Origin of the sequence: Aeromonas allosaccharophila (genome assembly GCF_000819685.1) — a bacterium.
In the GTDB taxonomy this organism is placed as follows: Bacteria; Pseudomonadota; Gammaproteobacteria; order Enterobacterales; family Aeromonadaceae; genus Aeromonas; species Aeromonas allosaccharophila.
On sequence record NZ_CDBR01000002.1, the window covers coordinates 12,635 to 35,912 of the forward strand.

General features: G+C 58.4%; 18 protein-coding genes. 14 read left to right on the plus strand and 4 right to left on the minus strand.

Annotated features, from left to right (window positions below; translation table 11 throughout):
- Positions 1–66 precede the first annotated feature (66 nt).
- The 4 genes from gltB to BN1115_RS00210 all read left to right on the plus strand — a co-directional run bounded on the left by gltB (position 67) and on the right by BN1115_RS00210 (position 8,339).
- Positions 67–4,524 carry a glutamate synthase large subunit gene (gltB, locus tag BN1115_RS00195; RefSeq protein ID WP_042655559.1) on the plus strand — a complete coding sequence of 1,486 codons (4,458 nt, stop codon included), beginning with the start codon at positions 67–69 and terminating at the stop codon, positions 4,522–4,524.
- A gap of 12 nt (positions 4,525–4,536) precedes the next feature.
- Entirely contained in the window at positions 4,537–5,952 is a 1,416-nt protein-coding gene (locus BN1115_RS00200; RefSeq protein ID WP_042655560.1) for an FAD-dependent oxidoreductase, read from the plus strand.
- A gap of 342 nt (positions 5,953–6,294) precedes the next feature.
- Positions 6,295–7,590, plus strand: a complete 1,296-nt coding sequence (locus BN1115_RS00205; RefSeq protein ID WP_005337380.1) for a DEAD/DEAH box helicase — start codon at positions 6,295–6,297, stop codon at positions 7,588–7,590.
- A 98-nt stretch (positions 7,591–7,688) separates the two neighbouring features.
- Positions 7,689–8,339 (plus strand): DUF2913 family protein, encoded by a 651-nt coding sequence (locus BN1115_RS00210; RefSeq protein ID WP_042655561.1) that lies wholly within the window; start codon positions 7,689–7,691, stop codon positions 8,337–8,339.
- A gap of 94 nt (positions 8,340–8,433) precedes the next feature.
- Here BN1115_RS00210 and BN1115_RS00215 read toward each other — a convergent pair whose 3' ends face one another.
- From BN1115_RS00215 to BN1115_RS00225, 3 genes are all read right to left on the minus strand, one after another.
- Positions 8,434–8,673 carry a FeoC-like transcriptional regulator gene (locus tag BN1115_RS00215; protein ID WP_005350974.1) on the minus strand — a complete coding sequence of 80 codons (240 nt, stop codon included), beginning with the start codon at positions 8,671–8,673 and terminating at the stop codon, positions 8,434–8,436.
- Positions 8,670–10,940 (minus strand): Fe(2+) transporter permease subunit FeoB, encoded by a 2,271-nt coding sequence (gene feoB, locus BN1115_RS00220; protein ID WP_042655562.1) that lies wholly within the window; start codon positions 10,938–10,940, stop codon positions 8,670–8,672. Before feoB ends, BN1115_RS00215 begins: the two co-directional genes overlap by 4 nt.
- Before the next feature lie 126 nt (positions 10,941–11,066).
- Entirely contained in the window at positions 11,067–11,294 is a 228-nt protein-coding gene (locus BN1115_RS00225; protein ID WP_005337384.1) for a FeoA family protein, read from the minus strand.
- A 119-nt stretch (positions 11,295–11,413) separates the two neighbouring features.
- Here BN1115_RS00225 and BN1115_RS00230 point away from each other — a divergent pair, with 119 nt between their 5' ends.
- The 8 genes from BN1115_RS00230 to BN1115_RS00265 all read left to right on the plus strand — a co-directional run bounded on the left by BN1115_RS00230 (position 11,414) and on the right by BN1115_RS00265 (position 17,787).
- Complete coding sequence (locus tag BN1115_RS00230) at positions 11,414–11,743, plus strand: translation initiation factor (RefSeq protein WP_042655563.1); 330 nt, start codon at positions 11,414–11,416, stop codon at positions 11,741–11,743.
- Positions 11,744–12,002: 259 nt separating this feature from the next.
- Complete coding sequence (locus BN1115_RS00235; RefSeq protein ID WP_005346773.1) at positions 12,003–12,560, plus strand: TMEM165/GDT1 family protein; 558 nt, start codon at positions 12,003–12,005, stop codon at positions 12,558–12,560.
- Between the two features lie 164 nt (positions 12,561–12,724).
- Positions 12,725–13,663 carry a DUF2157 domain-containing protein gene (locus BN1115_RS00240; protein ID WP_042655564.1) on the plus strand — a complete coding sequence of 313 codons (939 nt, stop codon included), beginning with the start codon at positions 12,725–12,727 and terminating at the stop codon, positions 13,661–13,663.
- Positions 13,656–14,660, plus strand: a complete 1,005-nt coding sequence (locus BN1115_RS00245; protein WP_042655565.1) for a DUF4401 domain-containing protein — start codon at positions 13,656–13,658, stop codon at positions 14,658–14,660. Before BN1115_RS00240 ends, BN1115_RS00245 begins: the two co-directional genes overlap by 8 nt.
- Positions 14,657–15,166, plus strand: a complete 510-nt coding sequence (locus BN1115_RS00250) for a GDYXXLXY domain-containing protein (RefSeq protein ID WP_042655566.1) — start codon at positions 14,657–14,659, stop codon at positions 15,164–15,166. Before BN1115_RS00245 ends, BN1115_RS00250 begins: the two co-directional genes overlap by 4 nt.
- Before the next feature lie 71 nt (positions 15,167–15,237).
- Positions 15,238–15,984 (plus strand): substrate-binding periplasmic protein, encoded by a 747-nt coding sequence (locus BN1115_RS00255; protein ID WP_042655567.1) that lies wholly within the window; start codon positions 15,238–15,240, stop codon positions 15,982–15,984.
- 129 nt (positions 15,985–16,113) lie between these two features.
- Positions 16,114–16,857 carry a substrate-binding periplasmic protein gene (locus tag BN1115_RS00260; protein WP_042655568.1) on the plus strand — a complete coding sequence of 248 codons (744 nt, stop codon included), beginning with the start codon at positions 16,114–16,116 and terminating at the stop codon, positions 16,855–16,857.
- Between the two features lie 141 nt (positions 16,858–16,998).
- Complete coding sequence (locus tag BN1115_RS00265) at positions 16,999–17,787, plus strand: substrate-binding periplasmic protein (RefSeq protein WP_042655569.1); 789 nt, start codon at positions 16,999–17,001, stop codon at positions 17,785–17,787.
- A 159-nt stretch (positions 17,788–17,946) separates the two neighbouring features.
- Here BN1115_RS00265 and BN1115_RS00270 read toward each other — a convergent pair whose 3' ends face one another.
- Complete coding sequence (locus BN1115_RS00270; RefSeq protein ID WP_042655570.1) at positions 17,947–19,302, minus strand: 8-oxoguanine deaminase; 1,356 nt, start codon at positions 19,300–19,302, stop codon at positions 17,947–17,949.
- Positions 19,303–20,654: 1,352 nt separating this feature from the next.
- Between BN1115_RS00270 and BN1115_RS00275 the strand changes: the two genes are divergently transcribed.
- Positions 20,655–22,220 carry an ATP-dependent nuclease gene (locus BN1115_RS00275; protein WP_042655571.1) on the plus strand — a complete coding sequence of 522 codons (1,566 nt, stop codon included), beginning with the start codon at positions 20,655–20,657 and terminating at the stop codon, positions 22,218–22,220.
- Positions 22,205–23,242, plus strand: a complete 1,038-nt coding sequence (locus tag BN1115_RS21340) for a UvrD-helicase domain-containing protein (RefSeq protein ID WP_082034761.1) — start codon at positions 22,205–22,207, stop codon at positions 23,240–23,242. Before BN1115_RS00275 ends, BN1115_RS21340 begins: the two co-directional genes overlap by 16 nt.
- Positions 23,243–23,278: the final 36 nt, after the last annotated feature.

Sequence of the window (23,278 nt, forward strand, 5' to 3'; positions counted from 1 at the left end):
GCCAATCGCAATTTATGCAGTCAGGTGATGACTGTGCGATGCAAGGCCGAGCAAGGGAGAAATGCAATGTCACTATATGATCCAAAGCTGGAGAGGGATAACTGTGGCTTCGGCCTGTTGGCCCACATGGAAGGGGAAGCCAGCCACAAGCTTGTTCGTCTCGCGATGTCAGCATTGGCTCGCATGCAGCACCGCGGCGGGATCTCCGCCGATGGCAAGACAGGCGATGGCTGCGGCCTGCTGCTGCAAAAACCCGACAGCTTCTATCGCGCGGTCGCCGAAGAGAAGGGATGGCACCTTGGCCGCAAGTACGCGGTCGGCATGCTGTTTCTCAACCCCGACCCCGTATTGGCCCAGCAGACTCGCGACATCATCGACGAAGAGCTGGAAAAAGAGACCCTGAGTCTGGTCGGCTGGCGCAAAGTGCCGGTCGATACCAATGTGCTCGGCCCCATCGCCAAAGCCTCCCTGCCCAGTATTGAACAGGTCTTTGTCAACGCGCCTCCCGGCTGGGTTGAACAGGATCTGGAGCGTCGCCTCTATATCGTGCGCCGCCGTATCGAGAAGCGCATCAACGACGACTACTTCTATATCGTCAGCCTCTCCAACTTGGTCACCGTCTATAAAGGGCTGTGCATGCCGGTGGACTTGCCGCGCTTTTATCTGGATCTCGCCGACATCCGCATGCAAGCGGCCATCTGCGTGTTCCACCAGCGCTTCTCCACCAACACCAGCCCGCGCTGGCCGCTGGCCCAGCCGTTCCGCTATCTGGCCCATAACGGCGAGATCAACACCATCGCCGGCAACCGTCAGTGGGCCAAGGCGCGCAGCTACAAGTTTGCCACCCCGCTCATTCCCGATTTGCAGGAAGCAGCCCCCTTCGTCAATACCACCGGCTCTGACTCCTCCAGCCTCGACAACATGCTGGATCTCTTCCTCGCCGGTGGTATGGACCTGTTCCGCGCCATGCGCCTGTTGATCCCGCCTGCATGGCAAAAGCACCCGAACATGGATGACGACCTGCGCGCCTTCTATGACTTCAACTCCATGCACATGGAGCCGTGGGATGGCCCCGCCGGTATCGTCATGACCGACGGTCGCTACGCCACCTGTGCCCTTGACAGAAACGGCCTGCGTCCGGCCCGCTACGTCATCACCAAGGACAAGTTCATCACCCTCGCCTCCGAAGTGGGCACCTGGGACTACACCCCGGACGAAGTGCTGGAGAAGGGCCGGGTCGGCCCGGGCGAGCTGTTCGTGGTCGATACCAGCAACGGCAAGGTGTGGACCAGCTTCGAGATCGATGACGATCTCAAGAACCGCCACACCTACAAGCAGTGGATGGACAAGCACTGCACCCGACTGGTGCCCTTCGAGCAGATGGACGACAGCCAGACCGGCTGCCGCGAATTTGCCGACGACCAGCTGAAAACCTATCAGAAGCTGTTTGGCTACTCCTTCGAGGAGCTGGATCAGATCATCCGGGTACTGGGGGAAAACGGTCAGGAAGCGGTGGGCTCCATGGGGGATGATACCCCGATGGCGGTGCTCTCCTCCGGCCCGCGTACCCTCTATGACTACTTCCGCCAGATGTTTGCCCAGGTGACCAACCCGCCCATCGACCCGCTGCGTGAGAACCACGTGATGTCGCTGGCCACCTGTATCGGTCGCGAGCAGAACGTCTTCAACGAGACCTTCGGCCACGCCCATCGGGTGCTGTTCCAGTCGCCGATCCTGCTCTACTCCGACTTCCACCAGCTGCTGGCACTGGAAGGGGAGTACTACCGTCATCAGGTGATCAGCCTTAACTTCAAGCCCGAAGAGGGACTGGAAGCGGCCATCGTGCGCATCTGCGACGAGGCCAAAACTGCTGCCAAGAGTGGCACCGTGCTGCTGGTGCTGTCGGATCGCGATATCAGCGCCGACACCCTGCCGATCCCGGCCGCCATGGCGGTGGGCGCGGTGCAGCGCACTCTGGTGGACAACAACCTGCGCTGCGACGCCAACATTCTGGTGGAGACCGCAAGCTGCCGCGATCCACATCACTTCTCGGTGCTGCTGGGCTTTGGCGCGACCGCCATCTACCCCTATCTGGCCTACGAAACCCTGGCCAAACAGGTTGAAGAGGGCGTGCTCACCATGTCCCTGCGCCAGGCCATGGTCAACTACCGCAACGGCATCAACAAAGGGCTCTACAAAGTGATGTCCAAGATGGGCATCAGCACGGTCGCCAGCTATCGCTGCTCCCAGCTGTTTGAAGCGGTGGGCCTGGCCAAGTCGGTGGTCGATACCTGCTTCCGCGGTGTGTCGAGCCGTATTCAAGGCGCCGACTTTGCCGACATCCAGCAGGATCAGCACAATCTGGCCCGTCAGGCCTGGCTGGTGCGCAAGCCCCTCGCCCACGGCGGCCTGCTCAAGTTCGTCCACGGCGGCGAGTACCACACCTACAACCCGGATGTGGTGCAGACCCTGCAAACAGCGGTGCGCTCCGGCAACTATGCCGACTACAAAGAGTACGCGCGTCTGGTGAACGAGCGCCCGGTCGCCACCTTGCGCGATCTGCTGGCACTGAAGAAGGTCGACAATCCGGTCGCGCTGGATCAGGTTGAGCCAGCCGACAAGCTGTTCCCCCGCTTCGACTCCGCCGCCATGTCCATCGGCGCCCTCGGCCCTGAAGCCCACGAGGCACTGGCTGTCGCCATGAACCGCCTCGGCGGTCAGAGCAACTCCGGCGAAGGTGGCGAAGATCCCAAGCGTTTCGGTACCGAGAAGAACTCCCGCATCAAGCAGGTGGCTTCCGGTCGCTTTGGTGTCACCCCCCACTACCTGATGAACGCCGATGTGGTGCAGATTAAGGTGGCTCAGGGCGCCAAGCCCGGCGAAGGTGGCCAGCTGCCCGGTGACAAGGTCACCGCCCAGATCGCCAAGCTGCGCTATTCCGTGCCCGGCGTGACCCTGATCTCACCGCCGCCGCACCACGACATCTACTCCATCGAGGATCTGGCCCAGCTCATCTTCGACATCAAGCAGATCAACCCAAGCTGTCTGGTATCGGTGAAGCTGGTCTCCGAGCCAGGCGTGGGCACCATCGCCTGCGGCGTGGCCAAGGCCTATGCCGACTTCATCACCATCTCCGGTTATGACGGCGGCACCGGCGCCAGCCCGCTCACCTCGGTCAAATACGCCGGTTCCCCATGGGAGCTGGGTCTGGCCGAAACCCAACAGGCGCTGGTCGCCAACGGCCTGCGCCACAAGGTGCGGCTGCAGGTGGATGGCGGCCTCAAGACAGGTCTCGACATCATCAAGGCGGCCATCCTCGGCGCCGAGAGCTTCGGTTTTGGCACCGGCCCCATGGTGGCGCTCGGCTGCAAATACCTGCGTATTTGCCACCTGAACAACTGCGCCACCGGCGTTGCCACTCAGGATGAGAAGCTGCGGCGCGAGCACTTCACCGGCCTGCCGGAGATGGTGATGAACTACTTCAAGTTCATCGCCGAGGAGACCCGCGAGCTGATGGCCCAACTGGGGGTCACCCAGCTGACCGACCTGATTGGCCGTACCGATCTGCTGGAGGCCCTGCCCGGCCTCACAGCCCGTCAGGCCAAGCTGGATCTCTCCGGCATTCTGACCCGTCCTGTGGCACCGGCAGGCTCCAGCCTGTTCAGCCAGCAGCACAACCCCACTTTCGACAAGGGGCCGCTCAACCTGAAAATGGTGGAAGATCTGCTGGAGGCGGTGGAAACCTCAAGCGGCGGCGAGTTCCGCTACGACATTCGCAATACCGACCGTTCGGTGGGTGCGCGCCTCTCGGGCGAAATCGTCAAACGGCACGGCAACCAGGGGATGGCGGCCGATCCGGTCAAGGTGCACTTCAACGGCACCGCAGGCCAGAGCTTCGGCGTCTGGAACGCGGGTGGCCTTGAGATGATCCTCACCGGTGACGCCAACGACTATGTGGGCAAGGGGATGACCGGCGGCAAGCTGGTGATCAAGCCCCATGTCGGCGTGGCGTTCAAATCCCACGAAGCAGCCATCATCGGCAACACCTGCCTCTACGGCGCCACCGGCGGCAAACTCTACGCCGCAGGCACTGCCGGCGAGCGTTTCGCGGTGCGCAACTCCGGTGCCCTGGCGGTAGTCGAGGGGATTGGCGACAACGGTTGTGAATATATGACCGGCGGCATCGTCACCGTGCTGGGTCAGACCGGCGTCAACTTCGCGGCGGGCATGACCGGCGGCTTTGCCTACGTGCTCGACGAGTGCGGCAACTTCGCCAAGCGCACTAACCCCGAGCTGGTGGAACTGCTGGACGTGGCGGATCTCGCCATCCATCAGGAGCACCTGCGCGGCATCATCACGGCGCACCTCAATGAGACCGGCAGCTCGCGTGCCGAGGAGATCCTGGCCAACTTCGACTCCTATGTGCCCAAGTTCAGGCTGATCAAACCCAAGTCCAGCGACGTGAAATCGCTGCTGGGTCACACCAGCCGTTCCAGTGCAGAACTCAGAATCCAGGCGCAATAAGGAGGGAACCCTATGAGCCAGAACGTATTTCAGTTTATCGATGTCCAGCGGGTCGACCCGCCCAAGAAGCCGCTCAAGATCCGCAAAATCCAGTTTGTGGAGATCTACGAGTCCTTCAATCAGCCGCAGGTACAGATGCAGGCGGATCGCTGCCTCGAGTGCGGCAACCCCTATTGCGAGTGGAAGTGTCCGGTCCACAACTACATCCCCAACTGGCTGAAACTGGCCAAAGAGGGGCGCATTCTGGAGGCGGTGGAGCTCTCCCACCAGACCAACAGCCTGCCGGAAGTGTGCGGTCGGGTCTGCCCGCAGGATCGCCTGTGCGAGGGCTCCTGCACCCTCAACGATCGCTTCGGTGCGGTGACCATCGGCAATATCGAAAAGTACATCACCGACAAGGCGTTCGAGATGGGCTGGAAGCCCGACCTCTCGAACGTGGTCAAGACCGGCAAGCGGGTCGCCGTCATCGGTGCCGGCCCTGCTGGTCTCGCCTGTGCCGACGTGCTGGCGCGCAACGGTGTCACCCCGGTGGTGTTTGACAAGTATCCGGAGATCGGTGGCCTGCTCACCTTCGGTATCCCCTCCTTCAAGCTGGAAAAAGAGGTGATGCAGCGTCGCCGCGAGATCTTCCAAGGGATGGGCGTGGAGTTTCGTCTCGAGACCGAAGTGGGCAAGGACATCACCTTCGCCGATCTGCTCGGCGAGTTCGATGCGGTCTTCCTCGGGGTCGGTACCTACAAGTACATGAAGGGTGGCTTTGCCAACGAAGAGGCGCCGGGAGTCTATGACGCCCTGCCCTACCTCATCGCTAACGCCAACCGCTTGCTGGGCTTCGAGAAGGCGCAAGCCGACTACATCGACTTCGCTGGCAAACAGGTGGTGGTGCTGGGCGGTGGCGATACCGCCATGGACTGCGTGCGGACCGCCATCCGTCAGGGGGCTGACAAGGTGATCTGCGCCTATCGCCGCGACGAGGAGAACATGCCGGGCTCCAAGCGGGAGGTGAAAAATGCCCGCGAGGAGGGGGTTGAGTTCATGTTCAACCTGCAACCGGTAGCGGTCGAGCTGGATGCCCGCGGTCTCACCGTCGGCATCAAGGTGGTGAGCACCGAGCTGGGTGAACCCGACGCCAATGGCCGCCGCAACCCGGTGGTCATCGAGGGCTCCGAGCAAGTGCTGGCTGCCGATGCGGTGGTGATGGCGTTTGGCTTCCAGCCCAACCCCCAACCCTGGATGGCGGAGTTTGGCATCGAGCTCGACAACCGGGATCGCATCAAGGCCCGCGAGCAGGCCGAATACGCCTTCCAGACCAGCAATCCCAAGGTGTTTGCCGGTGGCGATGCCGTGCGGGGCTCCGACCTGGTGGTGACCGCCATCTACGAAGGGCGCAAAGCCGCCGAAGGGATCATGGACTATCTGGCAGTCTGATCTGACCGGCCACAGCTCTGATGTTCCCTAACAGTCAGCCCCGCCAATGCGGGGCTGATTTTCTATGCGCGCTCACCAACCGCTCATACGCTCCTGGCAGCCGTGAAGATAACTAGATGCAGTGTCTTGCGATGGCTCCTGCACTGGGCAACTGCCACGGGAAAAACTCCAACCATTTGAGGCAGAATTTGTGACGTCTATCTGTTACACTTCGCGCCCGCCATTTTCCGGCTCACTCTCTGACTTGATGTCAGGCGCAGCCGTCGGTGGTTACAACCTCCGTCTCGCTCATGCCGAGCTAACCAAGCCAAACACAGCCCAGCTGGAACACAGGAACCCATTATGAGATTTGAATCGTTCGATTTTGCCCCCGAGATTTTGCGTGCTGTCTCAGATTGCGGTTATCAGGAGATGACCCCTGTGCAGCAACAGGCGATCCCGGCCATTCGCCGTGGCCGCGATGTGCTGGCCAGCGCCCAGACCGGTACCGGCAAGACCGCCGCCTTCGCCCTGCCCATTTTGCAACGTCTGGTAGACAATCCGGCGCCGGTCCAGCCTTCCAACGCCCGTGTGCTGATCCTGACCCCGACCCGCGAGCTGGCGGCTCAGGTGGCGAGCAACATCAATGACTTCGCCAAGTATCTCGATATCACCACCATCACCATCGTCGGCGGTGGCAAGCAGGACGTGCAGGCCAAGAAGCTCAAAGCGGGCGCTCACATCATTGTGGCCACCCCGGGCCGTCTGCTGGAGCACCTCACAGCCTGCAACCTCAGCCTCTCCGGCGTCGAGTGTCTGGTGATGGATGAAGCGGATCGCATCCTCGACATGGGCTTCAGCGCCGATGTGCAGAAGATCCTGCAAGCGGTCAACAAGACCCGTCAGAACCTGCTCTTCTCCGCCACCTTCTCCGATGCGGTGAAGAAGCTGGCCAACCTGATGCTGGATCGCCCGCAGATCGTCAGCGTCAACAAGCAGAACTCCACCGCCGACACCGTCAGCCACACCGTCTATCCGGTCGAGCAGAAGCGCAAGCGCGAGCTGCTCTCAGAGCTGATTGGCAAGCAGAACTGGCAGCAGGTGCTGGTGTTCGCCAGTACCCGCGAGAGCTGTGATGTGCTGGTCGAGGAGCTGAACCTCGACGGCATCAAGTCCGCCGTGGTCCATGGCGAGAAGGCTCAGGGCAACCGTCGCCGCGCCCTGCGCGAATTCATGGAAGGCAAGGTACGGGTACTGGTCGCCACCGAAGTGGCCGCCCGTGGTCTGGACATCCCGGACCTGGAATACGTGGTCAACTATGATCTGCCGTTCCTGGCGGAAGATTACGTGCACCGCATCGGTCGTACCGGTCGTGCCGGCAAGCGCGGCATGGCCATCTCCTTCGTCAGCCGTGAAGAGGAGCGCACCCTGCTGGAGATCGAGGCCCTGATCGGCCAGAAGATCCGTCGCATCATGGTGCCGGGCTATGAGGTGAGCAGCCGTGACGAGCTGATCAAACAGCTGCAGGAGCGTCGCCGCTTCGGCAAGCGTCCGCAGCGTGAAGATAACGCCGTGGCCCAGGTGATGGCCGAAGCCAAGCTGCAGGGTCAGCGCCTCAAGCGTCTGGCTGCAGCCAAGAAGCCCCGTCAGCCGAAATAAGGCGGGCAGTTGCTCTATTGAACCGCAAAGGCGCCACTGGCGCCTTTGCCATCTCTGTCATCGGTGTTGACCCCTGGTGGTCAACTCAAGGATTGCTTATGACCTCTCCGACCTACAATCAGGCCCTGCTCGAGATGGCCACTCAAAGCCTGGCCGAACTGGCCCGCACCGCCGAGCAAAAGGCGGGCAAGCGCACTCCGGCGCAAGAGAGCCACTTTCTCTGCACCTGGATGGCCGACTCCCTCAAGGAGAAGCGCTTCTCCCGTCTGGTGATGGAAGATTTGAAAGCTTGGGTGCAGCTTGGCCGCACCCTCGGCGCGGGTGCCGATCTCAAGGGGCTACTGGAGCGCATCGCCTTCCAATACCAGTGCGCCATGACCAACCCGCAACAACTGGGGGCCAAGCTGGCGGCCCTGCTGGAGGAGCTGGCAACGGCAGGCTGGCTGGTGCTGACCGAGAGCGAGGTGAACACCAAGCTGCGCCTGCAATCGGGCGGTCAGGCGAGTCTGGTGGTAAGCCATAGCGAATATGCAGGCCATATCGAGGAAGGTGAGCTTGTCAAACCCCTCACCCTCTATGTGCGCGGTGACGAGAAGGTGCTGGCCGAGGCGGCCTTCAAGCACGGCCTGCTGCTGAGCCAGGGCAACAAGAAAACCACCCTGGTCAAACACCACAAAGCCTACCGGCTGATGCCAGACAACGCCCAACCGGCGCTGGCACTGCTGAGCGAGGCTCGCCAGAGCGCCTGATCCCGCCTGTTTTCAACAATAAAAACGGCAGACCCTTGCGCAGGATCTGCCGTTTTTTATTGTTCGATGTTTGGTGATGAGGTTGGGTAGTCGTTTAGCGGATCTTGATGCCAATCTGGCCCGCGTCACACCACTCGAACATCACCTCCTCGCTCTTGCCGCAGCAACTGCCACCACAGACCCGACTCTCGCGCTTGATGACCCGCCCCTTGCGCATCCAGACGCCGAGCATGGCCTCCACCGCATCTTCCGAGGTGTGGAAGTGGCGAGCCAGATCACGCCGGCTCACCTTCTGCTGCGCGGCGAGGTAATCCCCCAGCTCGCGCAGGATCATAAGGTCACCACCTTGCGGGCGACGATGTCACCGTGACGGCGACCGGCCCACCAGAGCAGTACCAGAGAGAGGCCGTAGCTGACGATCCAGAACAGGCTCTGCTCCGGATGAGCGGCGAAGGTCGCGACCTGATAGAAGAGGGTCGCGCACATAAAGGCCATATAGTTGCACCATACCGCCGTCATCAGCGCCCACTGACGACCGGTTTCCCGCACCAGCGCGCCCATGGCGGCGGCGCAAGGCATGTAGAGCAGCACGAACAAGAGGTAGGCAAAGGCACCGGCCGCCCCGTCGAAGTGGGTCTGCATGTTGCCGTAGGTGGAGACATCGACCTCCTGCGCTTCGGCAGCTGCCTGCTGATCATCCAGCTCACCGACAGACAATCCCATAGGGTCGCTCGGGTTGATCTCCGCCAGATTGGCCGCCACGGCATCGATCGCCTCGTGGAAACTGGCCACCAGCGAGAACTCGCTCTCCTCCTCTTCACCACCACCACCGGCGTAGAGGCTGTTGAGGGTCCCGACCACCGCCTCTTTGGCGAAGATACCGGTGACGATACCGACCGTGGCCTGCCAGTTGTCATCGCGTACACCGATGGGGTGCAGCACCGGGGTCACCGCCTGGCTTATCTTGCTCAGGACCGAGCTCTCCTGCTCCTGATGGCCAAAGCTGCCATCGGTGCCAAGCGAGTTGAGCACGCTTAGCACGGCAACCACCAGCACGATGGTTTTACCGGCGCCAAAGACGAAGGATTTGAGCTTCTGCCAGGTCTTGATGGCAACGTTGACCGGACGCGGCCACTCGTAATCCGGCATCTCCATCAGCATGGAGTCGCTCTTGCCCGGCAGCAGGGTGCTGCGCAGCAACAGGCCGGTGAGGACCGCCACCAGAATGCCGATGAGGTAGAGACCGAACACCAGGTTCTGGCCTGATTCAGGGAAGAAAGCCACCGCAAACAGGGCGTAAACCGGCAGACGGGCACCGCACGACATGAAGGGGGCCATGGCGGAGGTCATCAGCCGCTCCCGCTCGGAGTTGAGGGTACGGGTCGCCATCACCGAGGGGACGGTACAGCCAAAGCCCATCAGCATCGGCACGAACGCCTTGCCCGGCAGGCCGAGGCGGCGCATCAGGGCATCCACCACGAAGGCGGCACGGGCCAGATAGCCGGAGCTCTCCAGCACCGCGAGGAACAGATAGAGACAGCCAATCACCGGAATAAAGGTGGCCACGGTCTGCAAGCCGACACCAAAGCCATCAGCCAGAATGGCGCCCAGCCATTCGGGGGCATTGACCAGCCCCAGCAGGTGGTGCACCCCATCGACAAACAGGGCGCCGCCCATGATGTCGAAGAAGTCGATAAAGGCGCTGCCAACGTTGATGGCAAACAGGAACATCAGGTACATGACAAACAGGAAGAAGGGGATGCCAATCCAGCGATTGAGCAGCACCCGATCCAGCCACTCGCTCTGGGCCTCGGTGAGCTTGCCCTTCTGCTGACGAGCCTGTTGTACCCACTGGTGGATATGGCCGTAGCGAATATCCGCCAGTTGCAGGTCGATATCCTGTCCCTGATGGGCGCGAGCCACTACATTGGCGGCGGCCGCCTGCTGACCGGGCAGCAGGGTCTCCTGCATCACCGCATCCTCTTCCAGCAGACGCAGGGCGCGGCCACGGGTAGTGAGATGATGCGGGGCGAGCAGGGTCTCCAACTCCGCCAGATCGGTTTCAAGCGCGTGGCCGTAATCGAGCTGCAAGGCGGCTTGCGGCTGACCGATAAACTGGCGGATCTGCTGCTTGAAGGCGGCAACCTGCTTGCTGTTGTGGGCAGAGAGGGCCACCACCGGGCAACCGAGGGATTTGCCGAGCTTGCTCTCGTCGATGACGATGCGGCGCTTTTGCAGGATATCCAGCTTGTTGAGCACCACCACCATGGGCAGGCCCAGTTCGCGCAGTTGCAGCGTGAGGTAGAGGGAGCGCTCCAGATTGGCGGCGTCGATGACGTTGAGCAGCAGGTCGGGTTGTTGGCCCTGGGCAAAGCGGCTGGCGATCTGCTCGTCCAGACTGCCATCCTGACTGGCCAGGCTATAGATGCCGGGCAGATCCATCAGCTTGAAGTGATGCTCACCCGCGCTGAACTCACCCATCTTCTTGTCGACGGTGACACCACTCCAGTTGCCTACCTGCTGGCGGGCGCCGGTCAGGGCGTTGAACAGGGAGGTCTTGCCGCTATTGGGGTTACCTACCGTTACCAGGGAATAATTCATACCAGCTCTACCTCTATTTTCTTCTGAACCCGCCGCGTGTGTGGCAAGCCGCTTTGCAGGTTCGACTTCTTGTCTCTGAACCGCTCCCGGTGACTTTCTTGACCGGAGCGGTAGCCGAGCAGGGGGTTATACCGGCTCGACTTCTATTTGCTGGGCCAGACTCTTTTGCATGGAGAGACAGATCCCCTGGCACTGGATCTGGAGCGGGTCCCCCAGGGGGGCGGAGCGCAGATAGATGACTTCAGTCTGGGGCAACAGGCCCATCACCATCAGTTTGCGGCGCAGCGGCCGGGCGAGCTGATTCATATTCTTGATGCGAGCACTCTGTCCCGGTGACAACTGCGTGAGTACCATGACTGACTCCTGAAGTTAAACAATAATAATTCGCTTTTACTTGGGGCATTATAAGCTGTGTCTTCAACTTTTATTTGAGTAAAATCAAACTCCGCTTAGCTAACCCATAAAGTAATGCCATGAGTCACGACAACAACAGCCGCCTCGTTTACAGCACAGATGGCGACATGATCAAGGAGCAGAGCGCTCCCCAATCCGCCTCCCCCTTCCCCACCGACGGCACCGTGCGCATTCGCCGCGAGACCAAGGGGCGCAAGGGCGCCGGGGTGATCACCATTCATGGCGTACCCGCCGATCAGCAAAAATCCCTGGCCACCCTGCTCAAGAAAAAGTGCGGCACCGGAGGCGGTATCAAGGAGGGAGTGATCGAGATCCAGGGGGATAAACGGGACCTGATCAAAACCGAGCTGGAGAAAGCCGGTTTCAGCGTCAAGCTGGTGGGTGGCTGATCCCCTTGTCACTCATGCGGTTTTTCCCTAGAATGCCCGCTCCCATCGAGGGGGAGTAGTCTCGCACGCCGGTGCCATCCATTGCATGAATACCGGTTTGCGACCCTGATCAACATACTTGGTGCCAAATCACCATGGTCAGGGTGATCCATGCAAGTCATGGATTTGACAAGACCTTTGACGGGCCAGTGCCAATACCGGGGACGGATGGCGCAGGCTTGTCTTTGGTTTATAACAATTCCGTCCCCCGGTCATTTTTATGGAAGCCTTGTTAACCTCAACCCTCAGCGTCGCCATTGCCGAAATCGGCGATAAAACCCAGCTGTTGGCGTTGCTGCTCATCTGCCGTTTTCGCAAGCCCTGGCCCATCATCGCCGGCATGCTGGCGGCTACCCTGCTCAACCATGCGGGCGCCGCCTGGATTGGCGAGTTCATCAGCCGCTGGCTCGATCCCAAGATAATGACCTGGCTGGTCGCCATCGCCTTTATTGCCATGGCTATCTGGATTTTGGTGCCGGACAAGATGGATGACGAGGAGAGCCCGCTGGATAAATACGGCCCCTTTATGGCCACCTTCGTGCTCTTCTTCATCGCCGAGATTGGTGACAAGACCCAGATCGCCACCGTGCTGCTGGCCGCCAAGTATGACTCGCTGGTGCAGGTCATTACCGGTACCACCCTCGGCATGATGCTGGCCAACGTGCCGGTGGTGCTGATCGGCAAGCTGGGGGCAGACAAGCTGCCGCTCAAGGGGATCCGCATCGCCTGCGCCATCCTCTTCGTCGGCCTTGGGGTGAGCACTCTGATCTTTGCCTGATGGCCCGTATCCGATGACCAAGCCCTCCCCTGTGGAGGGCTTTTTGTTTACTGCTGTGTCTATTGCGTAATCCGCTGTCGCAACCACCAGCCGCAGAGCCAAGGGGCAGTGCACGGTTGCGGGTGCCTCATGCCATAATGGGGCAAACCTCGCGGAGTCCCCCCATGCACAACGTATCAAGAGAGACGCTTCTCGAATGGGTCAAACAGGGACGGCTGGCGCCAGAGAAGCTGGCGGACGCCCTGACCCTCGCCGATCTTCCCCCCCATCCGGCGCGCTGGCAGTGGCTGTTTGACCGGCTGCTGCTCTGGCTCGGCGCCCTCTGTATCGGGGCTGGCCTCATCTTCTTCGTCGCCTTCAACTGGCAAGAGCTGGGCCGGGTCTCCCGCCTTGCGCTGCTGGAGGCACCGCTGCTCGCCATGCTGCTTCTGCTGTGGCGCAAACCGCTGGGGGATACCTCCCGTCAGGCGCTGCTGCTCGCCATCGCCCTCAATATCGGCGCCCTGCTGGCGTTGGTGGGCCAGACCTACCAGACCGGCGCCGATCCCTGGCAGCTGTTCGCTACCTGGGCGCTGATGCTGGTGCCACTGGCGCTATTTGGCCAAAGCCCTCTGCTCTGGACCTTAAGCTGGCTGCTCGGCCAGCTGGCGCTGGTGCTCTACTGGCGGCTCGGCCTGTTCGCACTCTTCTTTACCTTCGATGAAGAGGGTCTGGGCTGGTGCCTCACCCTGCTCAACGCCGCCCTCTGGGGTCTGCTTCTGCTGGCACCGGCCCGCTGGCGCCTGATGCCAAGCTGGCTGGCGGGTCTGGCTGCGGGTCTGGGGGCTACCCTGCTCACCCTGCTGGCGCTGTTTGATGCCGCCTCCCCGCTGGTGTGGCCGCTCTGGTTTGGCTGGCTCGCCGCGGCCTATGCCCTGTGGCACCACAGATTTATCGCCGGACTCGCCATGGGGTGCCTCAGTCTGATTGCCGTCATCCTCGCCACCCTTGGTAAATGGATGGAACCCGATATCAACGGCTTCTTGCTGCTGAGCCTGATTGCCATCGGCCTTTCTGTCACCGCCGCCCGCTGGCTGCAACAACAACGGAGGTCTCATGAGTGATCTGACCCTTTGGCAAGCGCTGCAACAGGCCAATCTGGTGGAAGGGGAGATGCCCCGTGACACCCAGCCCCACTGGTCGAGCCGTTTTATGCTGGGGCTGGTGGGCTGGATTGCCGCCCTGTTCCTGCTCTTTTTCCTGTTTCTCACCTTCGAGCAGCTGACCCGCGAGGCCAACAGCGCCCTGCTGCTGGGGGCCGTGCTGCTGGGGGGGGCGTATGCCCTCAACCGCAGCCAGCGCGGCGATCTCTGGGATCAGTTCGTGCTGGCACTCACCCTGGCGGCCGATGCCTGGCTGCTCTATGGCCTGCTCGATCAGCTGGATCTCCATCACGCCCTGCTCTGGTTCGGTCTGTGCCTGCTGTCGCTCGCCATCGCCGTGCTGTTCGATCACTGGCTGGTACGGCTGTTTCACAGCGTGGCGGCAGCCCTGCTGCTCACCCTTGGCCTCGCCTGCCTCGGGCTGCAACTGCTGGCACTGCCGCTGGTGATGGCGGCCATTACCTTCTGCTGGCTGCGGGCAGATAGGGATCCAGAGCGCCACCAGCTCTACCACTCCATCACCCTGGGGCTGGCCCTCTCGCTGCTGGTGCTGGGGCGTCTGCACCAACCGCTGTGGGATAGCGGCGGCAGCATGCTGGACGAGCTGGGGCTGTCGCGCCTGCCGCTCTGGCTCAATCCGCTGCTCTGCGCCGCCCTGTTGCTGGCGGTGATGGTGAAACTGAGGCTCCCCCTGCTGTTTGGCCTGCCGCTGGTGCTGATCAGCGCCATCATCCCCGGCATGGGAGCGGGCGCACTGGTGCTGATCCTCGGGTTTTATGCCGGTAGTCTGGGGCTGATGACCCTTTCAGCCCTGCTGCTGCTCGGTTATGGCTCCCTCTACTACTACGATCTGGGGCTCACCCTGATGACCAAATCCTGGCTGCTGCTGGGCTCAGGCCTCCTGCTGCTGGGTGCCCGCCAGCTGCTCATCACCTTCGCGGCAAGGAGCGACTCATGAAACCCGTTACCCGACAGCTCGCCCTGTTGCTGAGCGGCCTGGCCATCCTGGCGGGCATCAATGCCACCGTCTGGCGCTATGAGCGCGCCATGAGCAGCGGCGAAGTGGTGCTGCTGCGGCTCGCCCCGGTCGATCCCCGCTCCCTGATGCAGGGGGATTACATGCGGCTGAACTATGAGATTGCCCGCGAGCTGGCCAGCAGCGATGCCCGTGAAAAGGGCCGCGATACCCTGGTGATCCGCCTCGATGCCCATCAGGTGGCAAGTCTGGTGGCCGCTGGCAAGCCGGATCGGCTCGCCAGCGATGAGCGGCTATTGCAGGTGCATCAGAGCGAGCGGCAGTGGCAGATTGGCCCCGACGCCTACTTCTTTGAAGAGGGCACGGGGGATCAGTATCAAGCGGCCCGCTACGGCGAATTCCGGCTGCAAGCGGATGGCAAGACCCTGCTGGTGGGGCTGCGGGACGAGGCTTACCAGCCCATCGGGCAGACCCGCGCCCGCTGGTAATGGCAGTGAGTGGCTATTTACGCTGTTCATGGTCACACTCAATACAAGGTTGATCGCTAAGGATGTTCCCAATGAGGATATGGCTGATCTGTCATCTGTTGCTGCTCTGCTGGGCCTCGGCGGCCCGGGCTGATCTGGGCAAGCTCGAGTACCTCACCGAAGAGTATCCCCCCTACAACTTCAGCGATCCGCAAGGCCAGCCCACCGGCCTTGCGGTCGATCTGCTGCAGATGATCTGGCAACACAGCGGCGTGGCGCCCCAGCCGGTGCGCATCCTGCCCTGGGCGCGAGGTTATTACTTGCTAACCCAGAAGCCCAACGTGGTGCTCTTCTCCACCGCCCGCACCCAGGCGCGGGAGGATCTCTTCAAGTGGGTGTGCCCCATCGGCTACTCGGAGTACATCCTGCTGGGCCGCAAGGTGCAAAACATCACGCTCGACTCGGTGGATCAGATGAGTCAGTACAAGATCAGCGCGGTGCGCTCGGACGCCGCCGAGCAACTGCTGCTCAACAACGGCATGGATGACAACAACATCATCTCGGCCAACCGCCTGTCGCAGGGGTTGAAGATGCTGCTCTCCGGTCGCGCCGATCTGCTCGCCACCAGCAAGCTGGCGGGATATGACGCCATCCGCGAACTGAAGCTCAATAGCGACGACTTCAACGTGGCCATGGTGCTGAGCGCAGAGCAGCTCTGCTACGCCTTCAGCCGTCAGGTGCCTGACAGCGAGATCACCCTCTTTCAGCAGGCCCTGACCCGCGCCCTCGCCTCGGAAGAGTTTCGCAAATTGCAGGCCAAATACCTGCCGGTGCGCTGAGCACTCACTCACCCGATGGGCAGCAAGGCGCTGCCCATTTTATGGATGAAAGATGCAATAGAGGTGGCTAGCTATTCCCGCCGCGAGCAGTCAAACTGACCAACATCTTTGATTGGCAAGGATTTTCCCGTGCGAACATGGCACTTCATTCACCTGCTGCTCCTGTGGACGACCTTCGCCCAGGCGGATCCGGCCAAACTCGAATACCTCAGCGAAATCTCCTCCCCTTATAACTTCAGTGACGAACGGGGCCAGCCCACCGGTCTGTCTGTCGAGCTGCTGCAACTGATCTGGCAGGCGCGCGGCATGGCGCCCCAGCCAATCCGCATTCTGCCCTGGGCCCGTGGCTACAACCTGCTGCAACAAAAACCCAATGTGGTGCTGTTTGCCACCGCCCGCACCCCGCAGCGGGAGCCCCTATTCAAGTGGGCCTGCCCCATCGACCATTCGGAGTTTGTGCTGCTGGGGCGCAAGGGTGACAACATCACCCTCGACTCGGCAGCGCAGCTTGACCACTACAAGATCGGGGTGGTGCGCGCCACCGTCTCCAAGCAACTGCTGCTCGATCGCGGTATCGATGAGCACCAGCTGATGCAGGCCAACCGGCTCACCCAGGCGGCCAAAATGCTCACCTCCGGCCGTGCCGATCTGTTTGCGACCAACAAACTGGTGGGCTATCAAACCCTGCAGCAGCTCGGCTTCAAGCCGGATGACGTTCATGTTGCCTTCGTGCTGGATACCACACCGCTCTGCTACGCCTTCAGCCGTCAGGTGCCCGACAGCGAGGTCGCCCTCTTCCAGCAGGCGCTGACCCGGGTCGTCGCGTCAGCGGATTTCTCGGCCTTGCAAACCAAATACCTGTCGCTGCGCTAACGCCCTGATCGCTGCCGACAGATGGCGCGGGATGGCAGCGAGCGCCGGCACTTTTATTACCAAACATGCCCCGTCGCCTTGGCGAAATCGGCCAGCTTGGTCACACTTGAGCATGATATTCCCTTGATCAGGATGGCAAAAATGAAAGCATGGATTGGATTGGCCGGAGCGCTGCTGGCCACCCTCGCACAGGCGAGTCCTGAGCTCGGCAAACTGCACTACCTCACCGAAGAGTACAAACCCTACAACTACGCCGACGCCAGCGGCGCCCCTGCCGGCCTCGCGGTCGAGCTGCTGCAACTGGTGTGGCAAAAGACCAACACCCCGCCGCAGCCCATCACCATCATGCCCTGGGCGCGCGGTTACTATCTGCTGACCCAAAAGCCCAATGCGGTACTCTTCTCCACCGCTCGCACCCAGGCGCGGGATCCCCTGTTCAAGTGGGCCTGCCCCATCGGGTATGCCGAGATCGTGCTGGTGGGGCTGGCCGAGCGCAATATCACCATCACCAAGCTCGACGATGCCAAAGCGTTCAATATCGGGGCGGTGCGGGCCGATGTGGGGGAGCAGCTGCTGCTCAACAACGGCTTTGACGAGACCAAACTGATGGCCGCCAACCGGCTGGCACAGGCGCTGAAGATGCTCACCTCTGGCCGGGTCGATTTGGTCTCCACCAACAAGACCACCATGGAGCAGCTGATCGTCGAGCAAAAACTCGACCCCGCCCGTTTCAAGGAGCAGTGGGTGCTGAGCTCGGAACAGTTCTGCTTCGCCTTCAGCCATCCGGTGAGCGATGCGCTGGTCAGAGAGTTCCAGACCGGCTTGACCCAGGTGCTGGCGAGCAGTGAATACCCGCTGCTGCACAGCAAATATTTCCCGGCACCGGCACCCGCCAACACTGAACAGGCCAAAACCGGGACAACCAACTAGCTCGCACACCGCCAATACAGAGGGGCCCGATATGGGCCCCTCCGGTTTTGTGGCTCGCCACACTCAATCGCGCACGGCCTGTGCGTTGTTGTCGAGCACTCTCCTTTGGCTATTCACCTTGGGTTGACCACTTCTGGTGACTCACACAGTCCCTTACATTCAACCACGCACCAGCGCCGCGGCGGCTACCTTGTGGCGGGCGATAAGCTGCTCGATATCCAACCCCTCGATAACGCCATCCACCACCCGCCACTTGCCGCCCACCATCACCCGATCGGCGCGCTCGGCACCGCACAAGATCAGCGCAGCAACGGGATCGTGACTGCCGCTAAAGCGCAGATCATCGAGCTTGAACAGCGCCAGATCCGCCTGCTTGCCGGGCAGCAGCTCGCCGAGATCGCCGCGCCCCAGCAGCCTGGCCGAGCCACGGGTCGCCCACTCCAGCACCTTGCGCGGGGTGATGCGCTCGGCGCCGTAGCGCAGCCGCTGCAGATAGAGCGCCTGACGGGCTTCTTGCATCAGGTTCGAGGCATCGTTGGAGGCCGAGCCGTCCACCCCGAGCCCCACCGGTGCACCGGCCGCTTCGAGATCCAGCGTTGGGCAGATGCCGGAGGCGAGCCGCATATTGGAGACCGGACAGTGGCACACCCCGGTGCCCGCCGCTCCCAGCCGCGCAATCTCGTCCGGATTGAAGTGGATGCCGTGGGCCAGCCAGGTGCGATCCCCAAGCCAGCCTACCTTCTCCAGATAATCGACGGTGCGTAGGCCAAAGCGTTCAAGGCAGAACGCCTCCTCATCCAGCGTCTCCGCCAGATGGGTGTGCAGCCGCACATCGAGCTCGGCCGCGAGCTTGGCGCTCTCGACCATGATCTCCTCGGTCACCGAGAAGGGGGAGCAAGGGGCCAGCGCAATCTGGATCTGCGCCCCGGCGCCGCGCTGGTGGTACTGACGCACCAGCCGCAGGCTGTCATCGAGGATCTGCTGCTGCCCCTGCACCGTGTGGCGCGGCGGCAAGCCCCCCTCATCTTCGCCCAAACTCATGGAGCCACGGGTCAGCATGGCGCGCATCCCTAACTCACGCACCGTCTCGACCTGAATATCGATGGACTCCTCCATCCCGCGCGGGAAGAGGTAGTGGTGATCCGCCGCCGTGGTGCAACCGGAGAGCAGCAGCTCCGCCATCGCCACCTTGCTCGCCAGCGCCAACGCGTCCGGTGTCAATCTGGCCCACACCGGATAGAGGGTCTTGAGCCAGGGGAAGAGCGGCTGATTGACCACCGGCCCCCAGGCGCGGGTCAGGGTCTGGTAGAAGTGGTGGTGGGTATTGATAAGGCCCGGCAGCACCACATGGTCGCGGGCATCGAACAGCTGATCGCACGGCCGGGCTGGCTGCTGGCCCGCCGCCAGCACCTCGCTGATGAGATTATTTTCAATCACCAGCCCACCGCGACCATCGACGGCCTCGGGGGTAAAGGTGGCAAGGGGGTTTTTAATCCAGATACGGGTAGCGGACATGACCGGCGCCTCCATCAGTCATACATAGGGGTGAGCCAGCTCAGTTATACCCTGTCTGCTGATCCAGAGGCGGCGCAGCGCCGCAGTGGCCCCAGTCTACCCGGCGATGGCAAAAAATCTGTGAGCCTCGTTTTAAATCAAGGTGATAGCCCCTCCCCTTGCGGCGTTACCCCATCGCCCTGCCAGTACCCAGCCCCGACAGCCATTGATTGAACCCCCATTTCGAAAAGTGTGCGCCAGCGCAAAAAAAACTTCTGGTTTCTGATAGTTGCGTGATGGCCGCCATAGTTAAGCGCTCAATGAATCCGTAAGATATCCAGCGGCGGCTGTTGGCCCCTGCTCGTGATCAATGGTCAACGGCGCAATCTGGTAGCGACAATCAGGGGCGGTAGCGACTTTGGCGGCATCCAGCCGCGCTCTCGCCCCTGCGCCGTGGCCCGAGGGTTGCACCCTCGACGGCTTGCCCGTCAGCCCTTGTGGCTGTGCCCATGCCCCCTTGTACGGTGGACGCTTGGGGCAATGGGTAAAGTCGAATCGGGTCGAGTAGGGTCGATTAGCGAAGCGTAATCGTCCGCGGTAACCATCCCCTCTCCCCTTGCGGGCGAGTGAGGCGTTGGGATCAATTGGTAGGGTCGAGTAGCGCAGCGTAATCGTCCACGGTAACCATCCCCTCTCCCCTTGCGGGAGAGGGTTAGGGTGAGGGGTTAGGTAACGTCTTTGCTCTTCAACAAGGTATTGGCACGGCTTCGCCAGTAGGGTCGATTAGCGGAGCGTAATCGTCCACGGTAACCGTCCCCTCTCCCCTTGCGGGAGAGGGTTAGGGTGAGGGGTTCGGTAACGTCTTTGCCCTGCAACAAGGTATTGGCATGGCTTCGCCATGCAGGACACGAGGACTCCGTCCTCGACGGGGTTTCGCCGCCGCTGCGCGGCTTGGCGAGTGACTTTTCTTTGCGTGGCCAAAGAAAAGTCACCAAAAGAAAGGCCACCCCCGCTTGTTCGCCCTCCTTCGTCGGGTGCCCTCGGTTCACCCGTTTGTCCGACGGCACGCGCCGATGGGCCATCCATGGCCCAGCGCCGCTCGCTCGGCGTCCTGCCTCGCGGCCTGGACAAACGGTCTCACCTCGGCGAACAACAGGGGGTAAAACCCAATCCGCAGCCTTGAAACTGTCATATGATATTGCTCGGAAAGCTGGTAATTAAAAAAACATCATCCGCGGCAGTAATTGTCCCGAAATCTATTTTTCAGTATACCGCATGGATAGTCATATGAGGATTGGCTTTAATTTTCACAATTAATTTCTTCTTTGCAAAGCCAAATACCTGCAACAAATCAATCAAACAGAGGGATAATTATGAATTGCATAAAGAAAATAAAACTTCTTAATTTTAAACGGTTCATCGAATTTGAAATTGAATTCGATCCAAAAATGAATATTATTATTGGGGATAATGAAGCAGGGAAAAGCTCAATATTACAAGCGATAGAATTACTTTCTAGCGGAAGCAGGCATAAAGTCGAATCCGTTGGATTGGAGTCACTTCTAAATAAAACTGCAATATCTGATTTCTTTAAAACAGATAGGAGTTTTGAAAAATTACCAGAAGTACATATTGAAGCTTATTTTAGTGATGAGACTAATCCAGATCTTTTCGGCAAGCATAATACTGATAAAACCAATTCGAGTGGCTTGCATATGATTTATCAACCCAATGAGGATCTTATTAATGAAATAAACCAACTACTGGCTGATGGAAGCGAAAATTTCCCCTTCGAATTTTATACCGTCAAGTTCATCACTTTCAATGGAGAGGCATACACAGGATACCGTCGTTTTCTAAAGTGCCTAACAATTGACAGTACAAAAATCAATAGTGAGAATGCGAACAAGGAGTATATAAGAACCATCTATGATTCAACTGTTGACCTCGTGACCAGAATTGGTTTGCAAAATGAATATAGACAACAGAAGCTTCAATTCAAGGAAAAAAATTTTAAAACCATTAACGATGAATTGGGTGAATATGAGTTTACTGTCAGAACAGGTTCTAAATTTAATTTAGAAACCGATATCACACTGACCCAAGATAACATTCCAATCGATGAGAGAGGTAAAGGAAGGCAGTGCTTTATAAAAACAGAATTTGCATTATCTAGAAATTCTGAAAAAAGAACCATAGATGTGCTACTACTTGAAGAGCCAGAAAATCATCTGAGCCATAGTAATATGAAGCTGCTAGTTTCAAAAATTTCAAATACACATCAAAATCAAATAATAATTGCAACACACAGCAGTCTGATAAGTGCTCGCTTGGATTTGCGAAAGTCAATACTCATAAATAGTTCCAGCAAAAAACCTGTCACGCTAAAGAATCTCTCTAATTCCACAGCAAAGTTTTTTATGAAGGCTCCTGACAACAACATTCTTGAGCTTGTATTATCAAGTAAAGTAATACTGGTTGAGGGCGACGCAGAGTATATGTTAATCGATGCAATGTACTCAAAAGAAACAGGGAGTAGTTTAGAGAATGAAAATGTTCATGTCATTTCTGTTGGTGGCACTAGCTTTAAAAGATATATGGAACTGGCAAGAGAACTTGGTATTAGAACAGCTGTTATTCGTGATAATGATAAAGACTATCAAGTTAATTGTGTAGAAAACTACATCGAGCATGTTTCAGATAAAATTAAAGTTTTCTCTGATGAAGATACTGAGCGTTATACATTTGAAGTATGCTTATATCAGGATAACAAAGCTATTTGTGATGCAATGTTTTCTGGCGGAAGAATAAGTAAAACACCCTTAGAGTTCATGTTAAGCCACAAAGCAGAAAGTGCATTCCAACTTTTAGATAATTACTCAGAATTATTGACAGTACCAGATTATATAAAGAGGGCCATAACATGGATAAACGAGTAGTCTTCGCTGTCGCTGGTTCTGGTAAAACATCAAGTATCATTGATCTCCTTGCAGCTGACAGTCGATGTTTACTTATTACATATACAGAAAATAACACTCATCATCTTAAACATAGCGTTATTCGGAAGTTTGGGTGTATTCCAGATGGCATTAAAATATATAGTTATTTCAATTTTTTATATTCCTTTTGCTTTAGACCGATTTGTGGCCACGAAATAAAAACCAAAGGAATTAATTTTGATTACCCATTACCACAGTATGCACAGCGCACAAGTAAAAAACTATTAGCGCATTACGTAGACAGAAATAAAAGATTATTCTCCAATCGCATTGCAAAGTTACTGATTGAGTTTAATGCCATACCTGAAATCCTTCAAAGAATAGAGAAGTTTTTTGACCTAGTTTGTATTGATGAGATACAAGATTTCGCAGCCAACGACTTCAACTTGTTATGTGCCTTGGTAGAAGCTAACGTAAACATCCGTCTAGTCGGTGATTTCTATCAACATACTTTCGATACAAGCCGAGATGGGAATACCCAAAACTCTCTACACGACTCTTTTCCCCAATATTGTAATAAGTTGGAAAAATCTGGTTTCATCATAGACTTAACATCTTTATCTAATAGTTATCGCTGTAGCCCCAGCGTGTGTTTATTCGTGCATAAACATTTAGGGGTTGCTATTGAATCCCACAGGGAAGATTTAACGGCAGTAAAATTCATTGAAGACGATAATGAAATAGATGATATATTCAAAGATAAATCTATTGTTAAACTATTTTTTAAAGGCAGCAATACATATCATGGAAACACTGCAAATTGGGGTAACACAAAGGGATTAGATCACTTCCAGGATGTTTGTGTAGTGTTAAACCCAACAACCTTAAAATCCTACGAAGAAAACACATTAGAAAATCTTAGCCCTACGACAAAAAATAAACTTTATGTTGCTTGCACTAGGGCCAAAGGTAATTTGTATTTTATTGCTGAAAAAAAACTAGCAAAATACAAAGTTAAATAGAGTCACCATTGTAATATTGAAGTTTATTTATACTTA